Source organism: Cognatazoarcus halotolerans (assembly GCF_009800965.1).
In the GTDB taxonomy this organism is placed as follows: Bacteria; Pseudomonadota; Gammaproteobacteria; order Burkholderiales; family Rhodocyclaceae; genus Cognatazoarcus; species Cognatazoarcus halotolerans.
The window spans coordinates 66,950-86,225 of record NZ_WUAF01000008.1 but is presented as its reverse complement, the minus strand read 5'-3'; the positions used below and the strand labels follow the sequence as shown (position 1 = coordinate 86,225).

Sequence of the window (19,276 nt, the reverse complement as noted above, 5' to 3'; positions counted from 1 at the left end):
AAAGGCGGACCGGTCGGGACTTACTGAGCGGCCATCCCGAATTCCCTGGCGAGATCGGCGTAGTCCTTGACGCGCTGCTTCACATAGGCGTCGAGCTTGGCGCCGGTCATGTTGAAGGGGAACAGGCCCTGGGCGTCGCGCAGCTTGGCGTAGTCCGGCGAGGCGAGCATCTTGTCGAAGGTACCCACCCACCACTTGTAGTCGGCGTCAGAGACCTTGGGACCGACGTAATAGCCGCGGATGATCGGCCACTCGACGTCGTAGCCCTGCTCCTTGGCGGTGGGGATGTCGTGCAGTTCGCCGGGCAGACGCACATCGGAAAGAATGCCGAGCACCCGGACACGCCCACCCTTGATCTGCGCGGCCACTTCCGAGGCGTCGCCCGAATAGACCTGCACGTGACCACCCTGCAGCGCGGTCATGGCCTCGCCGCCCCCTTCGAAGGCGACATAGCGCATCCCCTTGTAATCGACACCCGCAGCCTTGGCCACCAGCGCCGACTTCATCCAGTCCTGGCTGCCGACCGAACCGCCCGCGCCGAACACCACCTTGGTCGGGTCGGCCTTGAGCGCAGTCATGAGATCCTTGAGGCTCTTGTATGGCGAATCGGCGCGCACGATGATCGCGCCGTAGTCGGCACCGGCGCTGCCGACCCATTTCACGTCGTTGACCGTATAGCGGCCGAACTTGCCGATCGCCAGATTGAGCAGCGAGCCGCCCGAGAAGGCCACGATGGTGCCGCCTTCATCAGGACGCTGGGCGATCACCGTGTTGTAGGCCACAGCGCCGATACCGCCCGGCATGTAGGTGATGCGCATCGGCGAATCGATGAACTTGCCGTTCTGCAGGCCGCCCTGGGCGAGCTTGCAGGTGAGATCGAAGCCGCCGCCGGGCTTGGCGGGCGCGATGCATTCGGTCTTTTCGGGTGCGGCCTGGGCAGCGCTTACGGCAACCGTGGCGGCAAGGGCAAACAGGGTCTTCTTGATCATTTCGGGTCTCCTCCGTTCTGGTCTGGAATCGGGTACCGGGGAAGCGCCCCGGTACATGGCTGCGAACGATAGGGGTCAGCGCTTTCGATCTGCTTTCAGTCCGCCGCGGAGACGCTACCGCGAACAAAATCCGGGGCACACTGTCGATCCGCTGTCAGCACACACGAAGGAGAACCCAGGATGAAGAACCCCGATTTCGAGAGCCTGTTGCCCCGTTCCATCGTCAATCGCCGCGATTTTCTGGCCGCCACGGGTGCCGCCGGCTTCGCGCTGGCGGTCCAGCCCGTCTGCGCGCAAACCACGATCAGCACCGATGCGGCGGGCCTGTCGGTGGGCAGTGCCACGATCACGGTCGATGGTGGCGCGCTACCGGTCTACCATGCCGCCCCCGCCGGCAAGAGCGGCCTGCCAGTGGTGCTGGTGGTACAGGAGATCTTCGGGGTGCACGAGCACATCCGCGACGTCTGCCGGCGGCTCGCCAGGCTGGGCTACCTCGCGGTGGCGCCGGAGCTCTATTTCCGCCAGGGCGACCCGCAGAAGCTCGACAGCGTCGGCGCGATCCTCGACGGCATCGTCTCGAAGGTCCCCGATGCCCAGGTGATGTCGGACCTCGACGCCTGCGTGGCCTGGGCCGGCCAGCACGGCGGCGACACTGCCCGGCTGGCGATCACCGGTTTCTGCTGGGGCGGCCGCATCACCTGGCTCTACGCCGCCCACAACCCCGCGCTCAAGGCTGGCGTGGCGTGGTACGGCCGGATCGACGGGGCCCCCTCACCGCTCACCCCGAAACAGCCGATCGACGTGGTCGACGACATCAAGGCGCCGGTACTCGGGTTATACGGCGCCAAGGATCAGGGGATCCCTGCATCCGATGTCGAGATGCTGCGCGACGCGCTGCACAAGGCGGGCAAGACGGCCGATTTCGTGATCTACCCGGAAGCCGGTCATGCCTTCCACGCCGACTATCGGCCGAGCTACCGCAAGGCCGAGGCGGAAGACGGCTGGAAGCGGCTGGTTGCCTGGTTCGGCAAGTACGTGTGAGCCACCGCGAGGCGGTGCGCGCAATTCGCCCGGGCGCAGGCTGCGCCCGCGGCTTCACACGCGCGGGTCGTCGCGGCGCCCAGCCGGTGCCGCCCCCACGGGAGCGGCTGCGCTATGAGCGACAGCCCGTCGATACGCAGGGCACGACGTAGTCCAGCACCGTGGCGCCGCCGACGACGGCAAGGGTGCTGAACATCAGCATCCACAGGCTGGGCACGAAGAGAAGGCTGTCGATGCTGAGGGGATGAGCGTCCATTTTCTTGTGCTTCCTTGTCGGAAAGGGCAATCCTAACGGCGCGGCCCCCAAATGTCGAAGCCAAACCGCACGTCCGCGCCGCGATTGTCCGTCCGTGGCCGTCCTAAGCGGGTGGACGGGGCGGTACGGGATCGCTGTCGAGCTCGATCAGGAGGCGCGAGGCGACCAGCCCATTGATCAGGCCGAACACCAGCGCAGCGGTAAAGAATACCGGAGCAAGGTAGAAAACACCGTCGTGCGGCACCAGCCACACCCGCGCGATCAGCAATTGCCCGCAGATGTGCGCAAAGGCGGCGATGACGCTGTGACTGACCGGTCCGAACCAGCGCCGCGGCAGATGGACCGCAAGGCCGAGCGCGCCGAGGCTGCACAGCGCGCCGGAGAAACTCAGGAAGAAGCCCGGCGCCAGAAACTGCCCGAGCAGCAGGCTGCCGGCGAGCACCCGCAGCAGCGTCACCCAGGCCGCGTCGCGCCAGCCATAGCGGGACAGCACGATCAGGGTAACGATGTTGGCGAGCCCGGGCTTGACCCCCGGCAGCGGCAGCGGAATCGCCGCTTCGGCCACCGTCAGCACGATCGCTGCGGTGGCGAGCCGCGCGATGCGGTGGTCATCCGCGGTGACCGCAAGTTCAGTAACTGATGGTGTCATGCTCGTTCTTGCGCCCGGAGAGCGTCAGGGAAACATGGTTCGGCGCGCAGATTGCCACCGCGCCACCACGCGTCAGCCAGCCCTGGCGGACACAGTATTGCCTTGGCCCCGGATCCGAGGCGACCCGCGCACGGCCGGGCTGGATCTCGATGCGGGTCTTGCCGATCGGTCCGTCCACCTCGATGAAGCGCGGCGTCGACAGCGAGACCTCGGCCACCACCTTGCCACCGGCACGCACGATCGCCTTGTCGGGTACGTCGCCCTGCCACAGCAGCACTGTCGCACCGACGCAGGCCGCGCAGCCGAGCGCCATCACCAGCCAGTCGCCGGCACGCAGATGGACCAGCCACGGACGCAATTGGGCAAGGCGCGGGAACAACATCGTGCCGAGGCGCCGCTCAACCGGCCTTGGGCGGCTGCGAGGCGAGGCTCTCCGACTTGAGCGAGCGATGCCTCACCAGCACGCGCGCGCTGCTGCCGAACTGCCGGGCGAGCGTCTCGGCAAAATAGACGGAGCGGTGCTGGCCGCCGGTGCAGCCGATGGCGATCGTCAGGTAACTGCGGTTGTCGCGGATATAGCAGGGCAGCCAGGTGGCGACGTAATCGTGAATGTCCTTCGCCATGCGTCCGACCTCGGGAACCTTCTCGAGGAAGTCGATCACCGGCTGATCCTTGCCGGTCAGCGGGCGCAGCTTGGGGTCGTAGTGCGGATTGGGCAGGCAGCGCACGTCGAAGACCAGGTCGGCATCGGTGGGAATGCCGTACTTGAAACCGAAGGACTGGAACAGCAGGGTCAAGCCCTCCGCCGCCTGCAGATCCATGAAGTTCTTGATCCAGCCGCGCAGGGTGTTGGCCTGCTGGTCGCTGGTATCGATGCGATGACCGAGTTCGGCCACCGGCTCCAGCGCCTCGCGCTCGCGATGGATCGCCTCGGCCAGCGTAATGCCCTCGTCGGCCAGCGGATGCCGGCGACGGGTCTCGGAAAAGCGCGCGATCAAGGTATCGTCGCGCGAATCGAGAAAGATGAGGCGCAGATCAGAAACGATGCCGCGCAATATCTCGACCTGGTGCGGCAACGCCGCAATGCTGGCGCCGGAGCGCACATCGATGGCCACCGCGGCATGCTGATAGCCGGTGCTGTGCAGATGGCCGACGAGATGCGGCAGCAGTACCGAAGGCAGGTTGTCCACGCAGAAGAAACCGGCATCCTCAAGCACCTTGAGCGCAACGCTCTTGCCGGAGCCGGACAAACCGCTGATGAGCACTAACTGCATTTCGGGACTCGGGGGAAGGCGATGGCTTGTTGTAACAAAAGCACGCGTCAATTGCCACCGCAGCGCGTCGAACGTAGCGCGAGGCCCGTGCCGGCGCGCGACCTGGGGGCGATCGCCGTACGCCCGCCTAGATGGCGACGAGGCCGTCGCCCTCGCGACGCGCCACCCCGGCACGTTGCAGATCACTCACCAGCCAGTCTGCCAGCGCGTCCGGACTCAACCCGAGGAAACGGCTGTTGGCCTCGCGATAGAGCGGCACTTCGTCGAGATAGCCCGGCATCGCCTCGATCGACATGCGGCGCTTCTCGAGCAGCATGAAGGTCACGCAGGCCCTGATCGCATTGCGTGCCATGCGTGCGCCATCCTCCTCGAAGGCGCGCAGACGCGAGAACGCCCGCTCCAGCGCGTCGTCGAACTCGGTGAATGCCGCGCCGTGACCGGGGAGCACCGCATCGACCGCGAGCCTGCCGATCGCCTCGAGGGTGGCGCGCGTGGCGGCCAGTCCGTCGTGGGTGCCAAGGACCTCGACGAAGAGGATGCCGAAACCGTCCCGCCACAGCGCGTCGCCGGAGATCAGCAGACGACGCTCGGGGTTGTAATAGACCAGCGCATCCATGTCGTGTCCCGGTGCGGCGAGCACCTGCCACTCGAGTTCGCCCATGGTGAAGCGCTCGCCGGGGCTGAGCGTGCGGTCGTACGCAAAGGGTTCGGCACGCTGCGCGGCGGTGGTCAGCAGCAGGGCATCCTCGTCCCAGTCGCCGATCGCCCGGGCCATGCCTTCAGGAACCGCGATTTCGCAGCCGAAGGCGCGCTGAACCGCGGCGTTGCAGCCGATGTGATCAGAATGGGAATGGGTGTTGATCAGCCTTTCCAGCCGCCGCCCGGCGAGGGCATGACGCAGCAGCGCCACCGTCTGGCCGGCGTGACTGACGTAGCCACTGTCCACCAGGACCGCCCGCTCCCCCTCGAAAGCGAGAATGTTGTTGGCCGAAAGCCAGCCGCGCTCGATCATCAGCAGGCTGTCGGGGAGGCGCACGCCGTCCATCATCGATCGCCGCCGACCGGAACTGGCACGGCCGCCGATCGGCCATCGAACAATCGTGTGGGGTTTGACACCTTGCCGTCTCCTGCGGGTGAGGCGAGCGCTGCCCGCCGCGGCAGGACCGTCATGGCGGCCTGCTCAATACGCCGCAGTATGGCACAGCGCGCGAAACGAGCAAGCCCGTACCTTACTCTCCGGGAAGGTGGAAAATCAGCGTGCGCCCCCCCGCCTCGATCCGGTCACCTTCGCCAAGCAGCGCTGGCGCGTTGCCCAGCCGCTGCTGGTTGAGCCGCAGATTCGCCTTGTCATGCACCCGGGTCAGGAAACATCCGTTGGGACGGCGGTTGATCACCGCGATGCAGCGTTCCCCTTCGCGCAGCGGCAGCAGCAGGCGTTCGATCTCCCGCGGGGACTCCGTCGTCCCGTCGGCCGAGGCATATGCGACCAGCCCGCGCGCCAGCCGGGCCCGCGCCGCCCGCGCCGCGACCGAGGCCATGTCGAGCCCCGCTCCGGTCGGTGCGGCGGCCGATTCCAGGCCGAGCGCCAGACCGGTTTCGAGCAATTGCGTCCGGTCGAATCCGAGCCCCGCGGAAGCGGCATTGAGATACTTGAGCCGGTAATCGCCGAGAAAGACCACGTCACCGTTCTGCAGCAGATGCCGGTCCACCACGCGACCATTCACCACGGTGCCATTGGTGCTCTGCAGGTCCTCGATGAAATGGTCATGGACCGCAGTAGTGATGACTGCGTGGCGCTGGCTGATGTGCGGCGAGTCGACCACCAGGTCGCAGGCGGCATCCCTGCCGAGCAGCAGGCGCGAGGCGCCAAGCACCCGCTGATCGATGATTTCGCCATTCAGGCTGAGCACGACCTTGGCCATCAGCGATCTCCCCGCAAGGGCAGCCAGGCAAGCAGCCTGGCCAGCAGCGAGCGCCCGCCCTGGGCAAACGACATGTCGACCCGCGCCAGCGCGACCGATACGTTGTCGTGCCCGCCGCAGTCGCGGGCGATCATCACCAGCTGGTCCGCCGCCATCGGCAGTTTCTCCGCGAAGCTGTCGAGCACGAGTTCGATGTCCTGGCCATCGACCATGTCGTTGAGGCCATCCGAACACACCAGAAAGATATCTCCGGGCACTACCGGCACGAGCTGGGAGCGCACCACCCCCTCGCCGCCGAGCCCGAGCGCCTGGGTCACCAGATGGCGGTTGTGGCTCGCCGCGAGTTGTTCGGCCGAGATGAGCCCGGCATCGTGGGCCTGTTGATTGGGACTGTGGTCACGGGTCAGCAACTGCAGGCGGCGGTCCCTGAGGCGATAGACACGCGTATCGCCGACGTGCACCACGCAGGCATGATCGTCATACAGGAGGACACAGGCGAGTGTAGCGCCCATGCCGGACTGATGGCGTTCGGCGGCAGCCTTGCGGCGGATCCGCCGGCCGGCCCGAACGACTGCCTGGCGGAGCAATTCACCTGCCGCCGCGGCATCGACGGGCCGCCGGACAAGACCGTGGCGTAGCTTCTCCTCGACCGCCTCGGCGGCAATGCGCGCTGCAAGCTCACCCGCATTGTGCCCCCCCATGCCGTCGGCCACGAGCAGCAGGCCAATGTCCGGCCGCACCGTGGCGACATCTTCATTGAGCGTTCGGACACAGCCCGCATCGCTTCGACAGACCATCTCGCATGCATCACTGATCAACACGCCTGCTGCTCCCTCATCCGGGCTTGCCGGGAACGCTGCCATGAACGGACGAACCGGACGGATTATCCCACAGCGCATAGCACCGATAGTTCATCCCGTGACGCGTCCATGGGATACTTCGGCTCCTGAACCGTGGTCCTGTTGTCATTCAATGGTCACTCCCCGTCCCACTCTGGTCACCAACGATACCGATCCGCTGCGGATCGGACGCTACCGGCTCGTCGCCGAGCTGGGCAGGGGCGCCATGGGCACGGTATACCGGGCCGAGGACCCGCTGCTGGAACGCAAGATAGCGCTCAAGGTACTGGCCACCGAGTACCGGACCGCAACGCAGGCAGCCTTTCAGACGCGTTTCTTCCGCGAAGCGCGTGCGGCCGGGCGGCTCAACCATCCCAACATCGTGACAATCCACGACGTGGGCGAGAGCGAGGGCACGCCGTATATCGCGATGGAGTTCCTTTCCGGCCTGAATCTCAAGGAAACACTCGAGGAGGGCGCGGTCCTGCCGATCCGCCGACTGCTCGAGATCGCGATGCTGGTCGCGCGCGGACTCGACTATGCCCACCAGCACGGCGTGATCCACCGCGACATAAAGCCGGCCAATATCATGCTGCTGCGCAACGGCACCGTGAAGATAATGGACTTCGGCATCGCCCATGCACCGGACACCGGCGCCACACTGAGCGATGCGCTGCTCGGCTCGCCCCGATACATGTCTCCCGAGCAGATCGCCAACCGGGGCGTCGATGCGCGAACCGACATCTTCAGCCTCGGCGTCACGCTCTACGAGGCGCTGACCGGGAAGGACCCTTTCGACGCCGACAACATTCCCGCGGTGATGCAGCTCATCCTGCAGTCGGAGCCTCCCCCGCCGTCGAGCCTCAATCCGGACGTCCCGCCAGCGCTGGACGCCCTTGTTCTGCGTGCCATTGCAAAGGCCCCGGAGGCCCGTTTTGCATCGGCGCGCGAGATGGCCGGCGAACTGGCCGCGATCAGACGAACCCTGCGCGATGCCGAAAAGGCAAGCCCCCGCGCGCACACGCTGCGCACGCCGTCGGCCGGCGAGGCGACGCAACTGATCACCGCGCCGCCTGCGACCGCCCGGGCAGCCGGAATGCCGGCAGCGGGACGGCGGCGCGGTCCCGTGATCCTGATCGGCCTGACCCTCGCCGCATTCGGGACCGTGCTGGCCCTCGGTACGCACCGGACACCGCCGGCCGCACCGGGCCCCTCACCCGCCCCCGCATCCGCGCCGTTACCGGCGCCACCGGCCAGCGCAATCGAAACCGCGGTACCCGAGCCGACCGGAACACCCGGACAGCCCGACCCGGCTGGACCTGCAGCACCGCTGCCGGCAGCTGCGCCCGCCGTCGCGACGGAACCGCCCGACCACCCTGCCGAAGCGGTCGCCGAAAGCCGTCCGCAGCCAGTGCCGGCAGTCGAAGGCACGCTCACCCTGTCGGTGCTGCCATGGGGTGAGGTTCATGTGGATGGCCGCAAGCGCGGGGTGACACCGCCGCTGCGCACCCTCAAGCTGCCGCCGGGCACCCATCGCATCGAGCTGCGCAACGCAGACTTTCCTCCACACGTGGCCACGGTACGCATCGAACCCGACCGCAACCACAGACTCACCTACAGGTTCAGGGAATGAAATCACTGCGCCGCCCCGCCCTGTCGATCCTGCTGTCGGTCTCGGTGGCCCTGCTGTGCGCCGCCTGCGCGTCCGACTCGGCGCGCCGGCTGGGGCTTTCGGGTCTTGCCCACGGCGAGTCCGAGCAGCTGCTGCTCGCCGGCATAGAGCATTACGAGGAAGGCAGCTACGACACCGCGGTCACCGAGCTTCGGGCGGCGCTCGGCCTCGGGCTCACCTTCCGCAGCGACCAGATACAGGCGTGGAAGCATCTTGCCTTCATCCACTGCACGTCGGGTCGTACCCGCATGTGCAGGGAGGCATTCCGCAAGGCGCTGGCACTCGACCCGGGGTTCGAACTCTCGCGTGCGGAAGAAGGGCATCCGATGTGGGGGCCGGTCTTCGCCGCGGTGAAGGCGGAGAGCCGTTCGCGCTGAACGGCCCGGCCGCCGGCTTCAGTCGTCCGAAGCGTCGACCTTTCCCGAAACCGGCTTTTCGAGGGTTTCCACCAGGATCGGCGAGGCAGGCTCGGGCGGCGGCTCACCATAGATCTGCCAGGTCGGCCGGCCGCAGCCGAGACAGTAGCCGGCCTCGTCGTCGATCTCGCAGATGCCGAGACAGAGGGATTCGTCGTCATCCATCGCTTCGGTACTCATTCGGCCTGGCGCGGCGGGTCGTCGAAGATGTCGCTGTGGGCGCCGCGCCTCGCCACCCGCGCGAGGATCTCGCGCTTCAGGGCGTCGTCGGCACGGCTCCACACGGTGATTTCCTCGATCGTGCGAAAGCAGCCTTCGCACAGGCCGGTCCGGCGGTCCATGCGGCAGATGTTGATGCAGGGGGAATCGATGCTCATTGCCTTGCGTTGCTCCACTCAGGCGACGGCGAGCGCAGCGGCGCGCCTGGCGAGCAGCGCGCGGGCCACCTTCGATTCCGGCGCACGCCCAAGCCTGGTGCAGATCCATTCGGCGATGTCGACCAGCGCCTCGAGATCGACACCGCTGTCGATGCCCAGGCCGTCGAGCATATAGACCACATCCTCGGTGGCGACGTTACCCGACGCACCGGCGGCGTAGGGACAGCCGCCGAGGCCGCCCACCGACGCATCGAACACCGCCACCCCGGTTTCCAGCGAAGCGTAGATATTGGTCAGCGCAAGACCGTAGGTGTCGTGGAAGTGGCCCGCCATCATCTTGATCGGAATGCGCCGCGCCACCGCCTCGATCATCTTCTTGGTACGACCTGGCGTGCCGACACCGATGGTGTCGCCGAGGCTCACCTCGTAGCAGCCCATGTCGTACAGCGTGCCGGCCACTTCGGCCACGGCGCCGGGTTGGATATCGCCTTCGTAGGGGCAGCCAAGCACGCAGGACACGTAGCCGCGCACCTTCACCCCGTTGCGCTTCGCCGCCTCGACCACCGGCCGGAAGCGCTCAAGCGATTCGGCAATGGAGCAGTTGATGTTCTTCTGGCTGAAGGTTTCGGAGGCCGCGCCGAACACTGCGATCTCCTGGGCTCCGGCTGCCAGCGCGGCCTCGAAGCCCTTGAGATTGGGCGTCAGCACCGGGTAGGCCACCCCGGGCTGGCGCACGATGCCACGCAGCACCTCGGTGTTGTCAGCCATCTGCGGCACCCACCTCGGGGACACGAAGGAGGTGGCTTCGATGGCCTTCAGCCCCGCCGAACCAAGGCGATGAACAAGCTCGATCTTGACGTCGGCGGGGATGAGCTGTGCTTCGTTCTGGAGACCGTCTCGCGGGCCGACTTCGACGATCCGCACTGTCTTGGGGAGGTGCATGCGTTTTCCTGTACCACGGTGCCGCCCGGCAGGGCGCTCGAGCGGGATTTTACCCGCCCGCGCGCCGCCGGTGTGATCCCGTCGATCAGGCAGTGTCGGCCTCGTCCAGCCCGAGCTCGCGCTTCATCTGCTCGCGGATCTGGAACTTCTGGATCTTGCCGGTCACGGTCATCGGAAAGCTGTCGACGAACTTGATGTAGCGCGGGATCTTGTAGTGAGCGATCTGCCCCTGACAGAAGGCCTTGATCTCGTCGGCGGAGAGGGTCTCGCCCTCGCGCACGATGATCCATGCGCACAGTTCCTCGCCGTACTTCTCGTCGGGCACGCCGACCACCTGCACGTCGAGCACCTTGGGATGACGGTAGAGGAACTCTTCGATCTCGCGCGGATAGAGGTTCTCGCCGCCGCGGATCACCATGTCCTTGATGCGGCCGACGATCTTGCAGTAGCCCTCTTCGTCGATGGTGGCGAGGTCACCGGTGTGCATCCAGCCCGCCCTGTCTAGCGCCTCGGCGGTCTTGGCCTCGTCGTCCCAGTAGCCGAGCATCACCGAATAACCACGGGTACACAGCTCGCCCGGCGTGCCGCGCGGAACGATGCGGCCCTCGTTGTCGATGATCTTGACCTCGCAGTGCGGCTGGACGCGCCCCACCGTGGACACCCGGCGCTCGAGCGGATCGTCGGTGCCGCTCTGGAAGCTCACCGGCGAGGTCTCGGTCATGCCGTAGGCGATCGTCACCTCGCGCATGTTCATCTTGTCGACCACGCGCTTCATGACCTCGGTCGGACAGGGGCTGCCGGCCATGATGCCGGTGCGCAGGCTGGCGATGTCGAATCCGGCGAATTGCGGGTGATCGAGCATCGCGATGAACATCGTCGGCACCCCGTAGAGGCCGGTGCAACGCTCCTCGGCCACGGCCTGCAGGCAGGCCAGCGGCTCGAAGGCCTCGGACGGGTAGACCATGGTGGCGCCGTGGGTGAGGCAGCCGAGATTGCCCATGACCATGCCGAAGCAGTGATACAGCGGCACCGGGATGCACAGGCGGTCGTTCTCGGTGAGGGCGATCGCTTCGCCGACGAAATAGCCGTTGTTGAGGATGTTGTGGTGGGACAGCGTGGCGCCCTTGGGATTGCCGGTGGTGCCGGAGGTGAACTGGATGTTGATCGCCTCGTCGAACTGCAGGCGCTCGCCGAGCAGCGCCAGCTCGGTGAGTTCGTCGCGCGTCGGCGCGCGAAGCAGCGCATCGAAGTTCAGCATCCCCGGCGATTGGCCCTCGCCCATGCGGATCACCATCTCCAGCGTCGGCAAACGATGGCTGCGCAGCAGGCCGGGTTCGCAGTGAGTCAGTTCCGGCGCGAGGTCGCCGATCATCTCGAGGTAGTCACTGCTCTTGAAAGCCGGTGACAGCACCAGCGCACGGCACCCCACCTTGTTGAGCGCGTATTCGAGCTCGGAGCGGCGGTAGGCCGGGTTGATGTTCACCAGCACCAGCCCGGCCTTGGCGGTGGCGAACTGGGTCAGTGCCCATTCCATGTTGTTCTGCGACCAGATGCCGATGCGTTCGCCCGGCTCGAGGCCGAGCCGCATCAACGAGCAGGCCAGCGCATCGACCTTCTGCTTGAGTTCGGCGTAGCTCAGACGCACGTTCTGATGGCGCACCACCAGCGCCTCGCGGGCGCCGTGCCGCGCGCAGGCCTCGTCGAAGAAACGGCCGATGGTCTGGCCGATCAGCTGTTTGTCCGAGGCCCCATGTACGTAACTCGAAGTGCTCATTCTCGTCTCCTCATTCTTCTTGCCGGCGGGCGGCATCTGCTCGCTGCCCCAGTCCCGGCTCATTGTCGATCCATTCCTGCCGCCGGCGTCAGCCCGAATCGGCAACCCGCGCGCGCGGGCGAAGCAGGCGCCGGACAAATCGCCACATCGTCACGATCACCAGGCCCGCCAGCAGCATGAACACCACCAGCGCGCCGAGAAACCACAGCGGATGCGAAAACAGCGTCCACACCCCGCCCGCGAAAAGGGCGTCCTCGCCAAGCGAGGTGGCCACATTGCTGAAAGGCTCGGGCGAGGTGTTGATCGCCGCGCGGGCACCCGCCTTGGCAAAGTGGCTGCCGGCAGCCAGCGAGCCGCCGAGCAGGCCCATGGCGAGCTGCATCGCCCCGCTTTGCTCGCCGACCACCGCGGCGGCCAGTGCCGCACCGGCGGGGATACGGATGAAGGTATGCACGCCGTCCCATACCGAATCCAGCCAGGGCAGCTTGTCGGCAAAGAACTCCGTCACCAGCATCAGTCCCGAGGCGCCCAGCACCAGCGGATGGGTCAGCGCCACGAGCCCACCCGGCAGCTCGACCCCACCCCAGCGGCCGAGCGCCCCGAGCACGAACACCAGGGCGTAGAGGCGCAGCCCGCTGGCCCAGCCGAGACCCGCCGCCAGCGCAGCCAGCGAGGCCATGTCGACCGGCACGTCGCGCCAGTCGAGCAAGGGTTTCAGCCCTTCGAGGCTGGCGCCCAGCTGATTGAGATCGAGGTCCATGCCGTGCTCCGGATCAGTCGCATTCCGGCTGATTGAACTGCTTCAGGGGCAATCGGTGTGTGAAGAAATGCAAGCGCCCGCGTATCGCTCAAGCAGCCGGTACCCAGTTCGCCGGGCGCTTTTCGAGGAAGGCCGAGAGCCCCTCCTTGGCCTCCGGCGTGGCGCGCAGTCCGGCGATGCGCCGCGAAGTATCCTCGACCACCGCGTCGTCCACCGGCTTGTTGGCGACCGCGCGAATCAGGTCCTTGGCCGCCGCCTGCGCCCGGGGCCCACCCGCCAGCAGCGCGGCGACGATCTCGTCGACCTTTGCATCGAGTGCGTCGACGCTGGTGACCTCGTGGGCGAGGCCGATCTCGCCGGCACGCGCGGCACTGATCCGCTCGGCGGTCTGGAAGTAGCGATAGCTCTGGCGCTCGCCGATCGCCCGGATCACGTAAGGGCTGATCGCCGAGGGGATGATGCCGAAGCGCACTTCCGAGGTGGCGAACACCGCCTTCTCGCTGGCCACGCAGATATCACAGGCCGAGGCGAGGCCCATGCCGCCGCCCAGCGCCGCCCCCTGGACACGCGCGATGGTCGGCGTCGCCATGCCCGAAAGCGTCCGCAACATGCCGGCCAGGCGGCGCGCATCGGCGAGGTTTTCTTCGACGCTGGCTTCGCCGGCGGCCTTCATCCAGTTGAGATCGGCGCCGGCCGAGAAGCTCTTGCCGCGACCGCCCAGCACCACCACGCGCACACTCTCGTCGGCATCGAGCGCCTCGCAGGCGGCGGTCAAATCGGCGATGAGCCGGGCATTGAAGGCATTGTGCACATCCGGGCGGTTCATCCAGATCGTGGCGACACCGCCACTGCGTTCGATTTCAAGGGTTTCGTACATCGGGTCTCCTCACGGCCGCCGACGCTGACGGATCAGCCGGGCCATCGTTGTTGATTGTTCGTTGTCGTCCGCCTCGAGCGCGGCGACCAGGCTTTCCTGATTCTCGGCGGGCTGGTTCTGGCTGACTTTCCACTTGCCTTCCAGGCGGCTGACGACGATTTCGATGCCGACCACCGCCATCCTCATTCTTTCAATGTAGTCCGCCGGCGCATCTTCCACCGACCAGGGTGCGGCGCGCCCGGCCTCGTGGGTCGAAGTGAGCGCCTGCATCTGCGCCGCCACCCAGGCCGCATCGTCGATGACGCGAAGCGTACCGTGGGCGTGCACCGCAACGTAGTTCCAGGTCGGCACCACGCGGCCGTCCCTCGCCTTGCTGGCATAGCTCGAGGGGCTGATGTAGTGCTCGGGACCGTTGAAGATGACCAGCACTTGCGCGTCGGGCCCGGCCTCCTTCCACAGCGTATTGGCTCGCGCGACATGTCCCTGGAGACATCCATTGGGCGCGGGCTCGGTCGACAGGTGCAGCGGCAGGTGGTTGGCGCCGAGCCCTTGCGGGCCGCTGTGCACCACGGTCGCCAGCGGATGCGCACGCATCAGCGCGTGCATCGCGGCCACATCTGTCTCGGCAAAGTGCTTGGGCAGGTACATCGTGCAGCGCTCCTAGAGCTGGGCCTGGTCGCGGATGCGCCGGGCCGGCACCGGGGCGCGGTATGCCGCCATGTCGGCAAGCAGCGTTTCGGCATCACGGCCATGCAGCAGCAGGCGACTGTTCTCGGGTCTCATGAAGCCTTCGCTCACGCCGCGCGCCACCATCGCCGCCAGCGGCGCGTAGTAGTCCTCCACGTCGAGCAAGGCGACCGGCTTGCCGTGAAAACCCAGTTGCGCCCAGGTGAGCATCTCGAACAGCTCCTCGAAGGTGCCGAGGCCACCCGGCAGGGCGATGAACCCGTCGGACAGCTCTGCCATGCGCGCCTTGCGGGTGTGCATGGAATCGACCACCTCGAGGCGGCTCAGCCCGGTGTGCCCAACCTCCCATTCCATGAGCGCCTGCGGAATCACGCCGGTCACCGCGCCACCCGCGGCCAGGCAGGCATCGGCCACTGCGCCCATGAGGCCGACGTTGCCGCCGCCGTAGACCAATTCGATACCGCGCGCGGCGAGCAGGCGCCCGAGCCCTTCCGCCGCCTCGCGGTAGGCGGGCCGCACCCCGAAACGCGAACCGCAGAAGACGCAGATCCGCCTGAAGGTCACACCATCGTTCATCAGAACCCCCCTCTTTGCAGCCAGCGCTCGATCTGCGGCAGACGATCGACCCCCCAGAACGGCTCGCCGTCGATCACCACGAAGGGCGAGCCGAACACCTCGCGCGCCACCGCCTCGTCGCACGCAGTCTTGAGCAGGGCCTTGACCTCGTCCGAAGCGAGTGCTGCAGCCAGTTCGTCGCGTGCAACACCGAGCGTCGTGGCGACATCGAGCACCGCCTCGGCCTGCGAGATGTCCTGGCCGGCGACGAAATAAGCGCGGTAGGCCGCGCGGGCGAAATCGCGCGCCAGTGCCGAATCCCGCAGCTGCAACCAGTAGAAGGCGCGCGCGGCCTGTTGGGTCGGGATCGGAAACTTCTCGGGCAGCCGCAGCGGCACGTCCAGGAAACGCGCTGAACGCTCGATATCGCGAAGCGCATAGCCGCCCTTGAGCGGCACCTGAGGCAGCGGCGCAGCGCCAGTCGTCTTGTAAACGACACCGAGCAGGATCGGTCGCCAACTCACGGTGCGCCCGTGCGCAGCGGCCAGTGCATCGATCTTCTCGCTCATGCAGTAACCATAGGGCGAGGAAAAATCGAAGTAGAAGTCGATTGCGTCTGCCATCGGCAGTGTCCCCTTAAAGATGCTTGAGGCTCGCGACCTTGAGCCCGGACAGGATGAAGGCGCTGCCGGCACCGATGTTCAGGAACCTGACCAGCGCCGGCCTGGCAAGCAGGCAGTCGCGCAGGCGGGCAGCAGCGACGGCCATGAGCGACATCAGCACCAGCGCGATGGCCGCGTAGCACGCACCCAGCACCATGATCTGCAGGCCCAGTCCGCCGAGTTCCGGCCGCGCGTACTGCGGCAGAAAGGCCAGCATGAAGACGGCCACCTTTGGATTAAGCAGGTTCACCAGCAGGCCGCTCAGGAAGACGCTGGGCAGGGGCCGGGGCGCGGCGCCCTTCAGCGGTATCAGGCCCTTGCTGCGAATGGCCTGGACACCAACCCAGACGAGGTAAATCGCCCCGGCACCCCGCAGCACGAAAAACAGCGATTCGGATGCGGCGACGATGGCCGAAAGGCCGGCCGCGACGAGCGTCGATGTCAGCAGGATGCCCAGCGCACAGCCGGCAGCCGAAGTCACGCCAGCGCGCGCGCCCTGCCCGAGCGCGCGCGCCAGCAACATCAGGCTGTCGGGCCCCGGGGCAAGCGTGAACAGCGCCGCCACCGGAACGAAGATCAGTAACTGCTCTGCGTCGGGCATTGTCGGGAATCCGTTCAGCTCACGCGGCCTTCGGCCAGAGAATCATCTGGGTGCACCGGAACAGGGCCAGCCTGCGCCCATCGCCGCCCACCACCTCGGCATCCCATACCTGGGTCATGCGGCCGGTGTGCACCGCGGTGGCCACGCACCGCAGCGCCCCTTCGGTCTGGGTGCCCAGGAAATTGCTCTTGAGCTCCACCGTGGTGAAGTTCTCCGCCCCGCGCGGCAGGTGGGCAATGGTGGCAAAACCCGCGCAGGTATCCGCCAGCGCGATCACCGATGCGGCGTGCAGAAAGCCGTTCGGGGCCAGCATCTCGGGCCGGATCACCATCTCGGCGACGAGCAGACCGGGCTCGAGCCGCGTCATTTCGATGCCGAACCAACCCGGCAACGAACCGGGAAGCCGTTTGTTGAGACCCTCGAGCGTGCAATCGGGATTCAGCTTGTGCACTCTTGTTCACTCCTCAAGATCAGGGCTCCGGCACCTGCCGGAGCCCGCATCGCCCGTCAGCGGGCGCTGTGGATCAGCCGCAAGCGACCGCGGCGTTGACCTCGATCGCCATGGCAGTCGCTTCGCCGCCGCCGATGCACAGGCTGGCGACACCGCGCTTGAGCCCGTATTTGCGCAGCGCACCGATCAGGGTGACGATGATGCGCGCACCGGAAGCACCGATCGGATGGCCCAGCGCACAGGCCCCGCCATGCACGTTCACCTTGTCATGCGGCAGGCCCATCTCCTTAATCGCCGCCATGGTCACCACCGCAAAGGCTTCGTTGATTTCCCACAGATCAACGTCACCGACCGACCAGCCTGCCTTGGCGAGCACCTTCTGCATGGCCCCGACCGGCGCGGTGGTGAACCACTGAGGTTCCTGGGCATGGGTTGCATGGCCAACGATCGTGGCCAGCGGCTTGAGTCCGAGCCTTTCGGCGGTGGATTGCTTCATCAGCACCAACGCCGCGGCGCCGTCGGAGATCGATGAGGAATTCGCCGGCGTGACGGTTCCGTCCTTCTTGAAGGCCGGCTTGAGGCTGCCGATCTTGTCGAGCTGCGCCTTGAGCGGTTGCTCGTCCTTGTCCACCAGCACCTCGCCCTTGCGGCCGGACACGGTGACCGGCGCGACCTCCCAGGTGAACGCGCCGCCGGTGATGGCCTTCTGGGCGCGCATCGTCGAGCTGATCGCGAACTCATCCTGTGCCGCGCGGGTGAAATCGAAATGGCTGGCGCAGTCTTCGGCGAATGTGCCCATCAGACGGCCCCTGGTCTCCTTCGAGTAGCTGTCTTCGAGGCCATCAAGGAACATGTGATCCAGCAATTGTCCGTGGCCCAATCGATAGCCGCCGCGCGCCTTCGGCAACAGGTAGGGCGCATTGCTCATCGACTCCATGCCGCCGGCCACGATCACCTCATTGCTGCCTGCCAGGATCAGGTCGTGGGCCAGCATGGTGGCCTTCATGCCGGAACCGCAGACCTTGTTGACCGTGGTGCAGCCGGCGGAAAGCGGCATGCCCGCGCCCAGCGATGCCTGACGTGCCGGCGCCTGGCCGACACCGGCCGGCAGCACGCAGCCCATGAACACCTCCTCCACCGCCTCTGGCGACAAGCGCGCGCGTTCTACTGCGGCCTTGATCGCCACTGCGCCCAACTGGGGCCCGGTAAGACTCGAGAGTTCGCCCTGGAAGCCCCCCATCGGGGTACGGGCGACGGATACGATTACGACTGGATCGGACATGCGATTCTCCTGAAAGTCGTGCAGCTCAAACCGGCTGCATCAGATTGGGAAGCGCCTCGAGCGCTTCGGCATAGCGTTGTGCAAGTTCGTCGGGGCGGCTCACGTTCAGGCCGAGGTTGCGCATCAGGCCATCCTTGAGGCCGTAAACCCAGCCATGGACGGTCAGTTGCTGACCGCGGCGCCACGCATCCTGGACCACCACCGTCTGGGCGACGTTGGCAACCTGCTCGAGCACGTTGAGCTCGCACAGGCGATCGTGCCGTGCGTCGGGCGACAGTGCATCGACCAGGGCACGGTGCTTCACATGCACGTCCTGGACGTGCCGCAACCAGAGATCGACCAGGCCGACGCGTTCGCGCCCCAATGCCGCCTTGACGCCACCACAACCGTAGTGACCGACCACCATGATGTGCTTCACCTTGAGGACGTCGACTGCGAACTGGATGACCGACAGGCAGTTGAGATCGGTATGCACCACCACGTTGGCGATGTTGCGATGGACGAACACCTCGCCGGGCAGAAGGCCGACGATCTGGTTGGCCGGCACGCGGGAATCGGAGCAACCGATCCACAGATACTCGGGCGCCTGCAGCTGGGAGAGCTTGTCGAAGAATCCCGGATCCGCCCTGCGCATCTGCTGGGCCCAGGCGCGGTTGAAATCGAACAGGTGATAGAGCTGGGTGCTTTCGATCTCGGCGGCCGACCAGTTCTCGAGATCGAGCGCCAGAAACATCGTGCCTTCAATCGGGGTCTGATAGTACGAAGGCGCCTCGGTGAACCCGAGTTCCCGATAGAGCTTCTGGGCCATGCGCATTTCCGGCAGGGTGTCGAGCATGATCCTGCGGTACCCGAGGTCCTTGGCACAACGGATGGCAGCCATGGCGAGATCGCGACCGACGCCGTTGCCACGCATCGACGGCTCGACGTACAGCCGCTTCATCTCGCACACCCCTTCCGAGAAGGGGCGTACGCCGACGCAACCGGCCGGCGCGCCATCGAGTTCGGCATAGAAGAGCCGCCCGCCCGGTGCGGAGTACGCGCCGGGCAGGGAGGCCATCTCCTGGTCGAAGCCCTGGAAGGACAGATCGCGACCGAGCCAGGCCGCGTAGTTTCGAAAGAACTGGCGAACGTGCCCAATCGCGTCGACATCGGCAGCGTTGATGATTTTCAGTGTGCTTGGCATGGCGGGAATCCGGAAATTGGACACGCGGCGCGGAAGGGTCCGGGCCGGAGACAAGATTACATCGTCT

At 66.5% G+C, this 19,276-nt stretch carries 24 protein-coding genes; 3 read left to right on the top strand and 21 right to left on the bottom strand.

The features are described 5' to 3' along the window. Nucleotides 1–20: 20 nt before the first annotated feature. Nucleotides 21–989 (bottom strand): Bug family tripartite tricarboxylate transporter substrate binding protein, encoded by a 969-nt coding sequence (locus tag GQB03_RS12025; protein WP_159689411.1) that lies wholly within the window; start codon nt 987–989, stop codon nt 21–23. A gap of 180 nt (nt 990–1,169) precedes the next feature. On the opposite strand from GQB03_RS12025, the gene GQB03_RS12020 reads away from it, so the two are divergent. Beyond that, a complete protein-coding gene (locus tag GQB03_RS12020; protein ID WP_159689408.1) occupies nt 1,170–2,030 on the top strand; it encodes a dienelactone hydrolase family protein in 861 nt (286 codons plus the stop codon). Nucleotides 2,031–2,142: 112 nt separating this feature from the next. Here GQB03_RS12020 and GQB03_RS12015 read toward each other — a convergent pair whose 3' ends face one another. The 7 genes from GQB03_RS12015 to GQB03_RS11985 all read right to left on the bottom strand — a co-directional run bounded on the left by GQB03_RS12015 (nt 2,143) and on the right by GQB03_RS11985 (nt 6,952). Beyond that, a complete protein-coding gene (locus tag GQB03_RS12015) occupies nt 2,143–2,286 on the bottom strand; it encodes a hypothetical protein (protein ID WP_159689406.1) in 144 nt (47 codons plus the stop codon). Between the two features lie 103 nt (nt 2,287–2,389). After that, on the bottom strand, nt 2,390–2,935 hold the full coding sequence (locus tag GQB03_RS12010; RefSeq protein WP_159689403.1) for a Gx transporter family protein: 546 nt from the start codon (nt 2,933–2,935) through the stop codon (nt 2,390–2,392). Next, the gene (locus GQB03_RS12005) at nt 2,916–3,317 is read right to left on the bottom strand and encodes a NusG domain II-containing protein (RefSeq protein WP_200832199.1); all 402 of its coding nucleotides are present in this window, start codon (nt 3,315–3,317) and stop codon (nt 2,916–2,918) included. Before GQB03_RS12005 ends, GQB03_RS12010 begins: the two co-directional genes overlap by 20 nt. 16 nt (nt 3,318–3,333) lie before the next feature. Continuing rightward, nucleotides 3,334–4,209, bottom strand: coding sequence for an RNase adapter RapZ (gene rapZ / locus GQB03_RS12000; protein WP_159689400.1), 876 nt, complete (start codon nt 4,207–4,209; stop codon nt 3,334–3,336). 127 nt (nt 4,210–4,336) lie between these two features. After that, nucleotides 4,337–5,254 (bottom strand): MBL fold metallo-hydrolase, encoded by a 918-nt coding sequence (locus GQB03_RS11995; RefSeq protein WP_159689397.1) that lies wholly within the window; start codon nt 5,252–5,254, stop codon nt 4,337–4,339. 184 nt (nt 5,255–5,438) lie between these two features. Beyond that, complete coding sequence (locus tag GQB03_RS11990; protein ID WP_159689395.1) at nt 5,439–6,131, bottom strand: FHA domain-containing protein; 693 nt, start codon at nt 6,129–6,131, stop codon at nt 5,439–5,441. Beyond that, nucleotides 6,131–6,952: a PP2C family protein-serine/threonine phosphatase gene (locus GQB03_RS11985; RefSeq protein ID WP_159689392.1), complete on the bottom strand. Its 822-nt coding sequence runs from the start codon at nt 6,950–6,952 to the stop codon at nt 6,131–6,133. The genes GQB03_RS11990 and GQB03_RS11985 overlap by 1 nt, the downstream gene beginning before the upstream one ends. 151 nt (nt 6,953–7,103) lie before the next feature. Between GQB03_RS11985 and GQB03_RS11980 the strand changes: the two genes are divergently transcribed. Both GQB03_RS11980 and GQB03_RS11975 read left to right on the top strand, forming a co-directional pair. Beyond that, complete coding sequence (locus GQB03_RS11980; RefSeq protein WP_159689390.1) at nt 7,104–8,603, top strand: serine/threonine-protein kinase; 1,500 nt, start codon at nt 7,104–7,106, stop codon at nt 8,601–8,603. After that, nucleotides 8,600–9,019, top strand: coding sequence for a TssQ family T6SS-associated lipoprotein (locus GQB03_RS11975; protein ID WP_159689388.1), 420 nt, complete (start codon nt 8,600–8,602; stop codon nt 9,017–9,019). The genes GQB03_RS11980 and GQB03_RS11975 overlap by 4 nt, the downstream gene beginning before the upstream one ends. A gap of 18 nt (nt 9,020–9,037) precedes the next feature. Here the strand turns inward: GQB03_RS11975 and GQB03_RS11970 are convergent, their stop codons facing one another. The 13 genes from GQB03_RS11970 to can form a co-directional block, all read right to left on the bottom strand. Beyond that, nucleotides 9,038–9,238 (bottom strand): DUF1289 domain-containing protein, encoded by a 201-nt coding sequence (locus GQB03_RS11970; RefSeq protein ID WP_159689386.1) that lies wholly within the window; start codon nt 9,236–9,238, stop codon nt 9,038–9,040. Further along, nucleotides 9,235–9,435, bottom strand: coding sequence for a DUF1289 domain-containing protein (locus tag GQB03_RS11965; RefSeq protein WP_159689383.1), 201 nt, complete (start codon nt 9,433–9,435; stop codon nt 9,235–9,237). Before GQB03_RS11965 ends, GQB03_RS11970 begins: the two co-directional genes overlap by 4 nt. 18 nt (nt 9,436–9,453) lie before the next feature. Beyond that, on the bottom strand, nt 9,454–10,377 hold the full coding sequence (locus tag GQB03_RS11960; RefSeq protein ID WP_159689380.1) for a hydroxymethylglutaryl-CoA lyase: 924 nt from the start codon (nt 10,375–10,377) through the stop codon (nt 9,454–9,456). Nucleotides 10,378–10,462: 85 nt separating this feature from the next. Then, nucleotides 10,463–12,151, bottom strand: coding sequence for an AMP-binding protein (locus tag GQB03_RS11955; RefSeq protein WP_159689377.1), 1,689 nt, complete (start codon nt 12,149–12,151; stop codon nt 10,463–10,465). A gap of 88 nt (nt 12,152–12,239) precedes the next feature. Further along, complete coding sequence (locus tag GQB03_RS11950) at nt 12,240–12,911, bottom strand: DUF4126 domain-containing protein (protein ID WP_159689374.1); 672 nt, start codon at nt 12,909–12,911, stop codon at nt 12,240–12,242. Nucleotides 12,912–12,999: 88 nt separating this feature from the next. Then, the gene (locus tag GQB03_RS11945; RefSeq protein WP_159689371.1) at nt 13,000–13,788 is read right to left on the bottom strand and encodes an enoyl-CoA hydratase/isomerase family protein; all 789 of its coding nucleotides are present in this window, start codon (nt 13,786–13,788) and stop codon (nt 13,000–13,002) included. A 9-nt stretch (nt 13,789–13,797) separates the two neighbouring features. Next, nucleotides 13,798–14,436 (bottom strand): FMN-binding negative transcriptional regulator, encoded by a 639-nt coding sequence (locus GQB03_RS11940; protein ID WP_159689368.1) that lies wholly within the window; start codon nt 14,434–14,436, stop codon nt 13,798–13,800. Between the two features lie 12 nt (nt 14,437–14,448). After that, nucleotides 14,449–15,051 carry an LOG family protein gene (locus tag GQB03_RS11935; RefSeq protein ID WP_200832198.1) on the bottom strand — a complete coding sequence of 201 codons (603 nt, stop codon included), beginning with the start codon at nt 15,049–15,051 and terminating at the stop codon, nt 14,449–14,451. Next, nucleotides 15,051–15,653 (bottom strand): 2-hydroxychromene-2-carboxylate isomerase, encoded by a 603-nt coding sequence (locus GQB03_RS11930; RefSeq protein WP_159689365.1) that lies wholly within the window; start codon nt 15,651–15,653, stop codon nt 15,051–15,053. Before GQB03_RS11930 ends, GQB03_RS11935 begins: the two co-directional genes overlap by 1 nt. Before the next feature lie 13 nt (nt 15,654–15,666). Further along, nucleotides 15,667–16,293, bottom strand: coding sequence for a LysE family translocator (locus GQB03_RS11925; protein ID WP_159689362.1), 627 nt, complete (start codon nt 16,291–16,293; stop codon nt 15,667–15,669). A 19-nt stretch (nt 16,294–16,312) separates the two neighbouring features. Continuing rightward, nucleotides 16,313–16,744 (bottom strand): PaaI family thioesterase, encoded by a 432-nt coding sequence (locus GQB03_RS11920; RefSeq protein ID WP_159689359.1) that lies wholly within the window; start codon nt 16,742–16,744, stop codon nt 16,313–16,315. 73 nt (nt 16,745–16,817) lie between these two features. Beyond that, nucleotides 16,818–18,026 (bottom strand): acetyl-CoA C-acetyltransferase, encoded by a 1,209-nt coding sequence (locus GQB03_RS11915; protein ID WP_159689356.1) that lies wholly within the window; start codon nt 18,024–18,026, stop codon nt 16,818–16,820. A gap of 25 nt (nt 18,027–18,051) precedes the next feature. Then, entirely contained in the window at nt 18,052–19,209 is a 1,158-nt protein-coding gene (gene can, locus GQB03_RS11910; RefSeq protein ID WP_159689353.1) for a carbonate dehydratase, read from the bottom strand. Between the last annotated feature and the right edge of the window lie 67 nt (nt 19,210–19,276).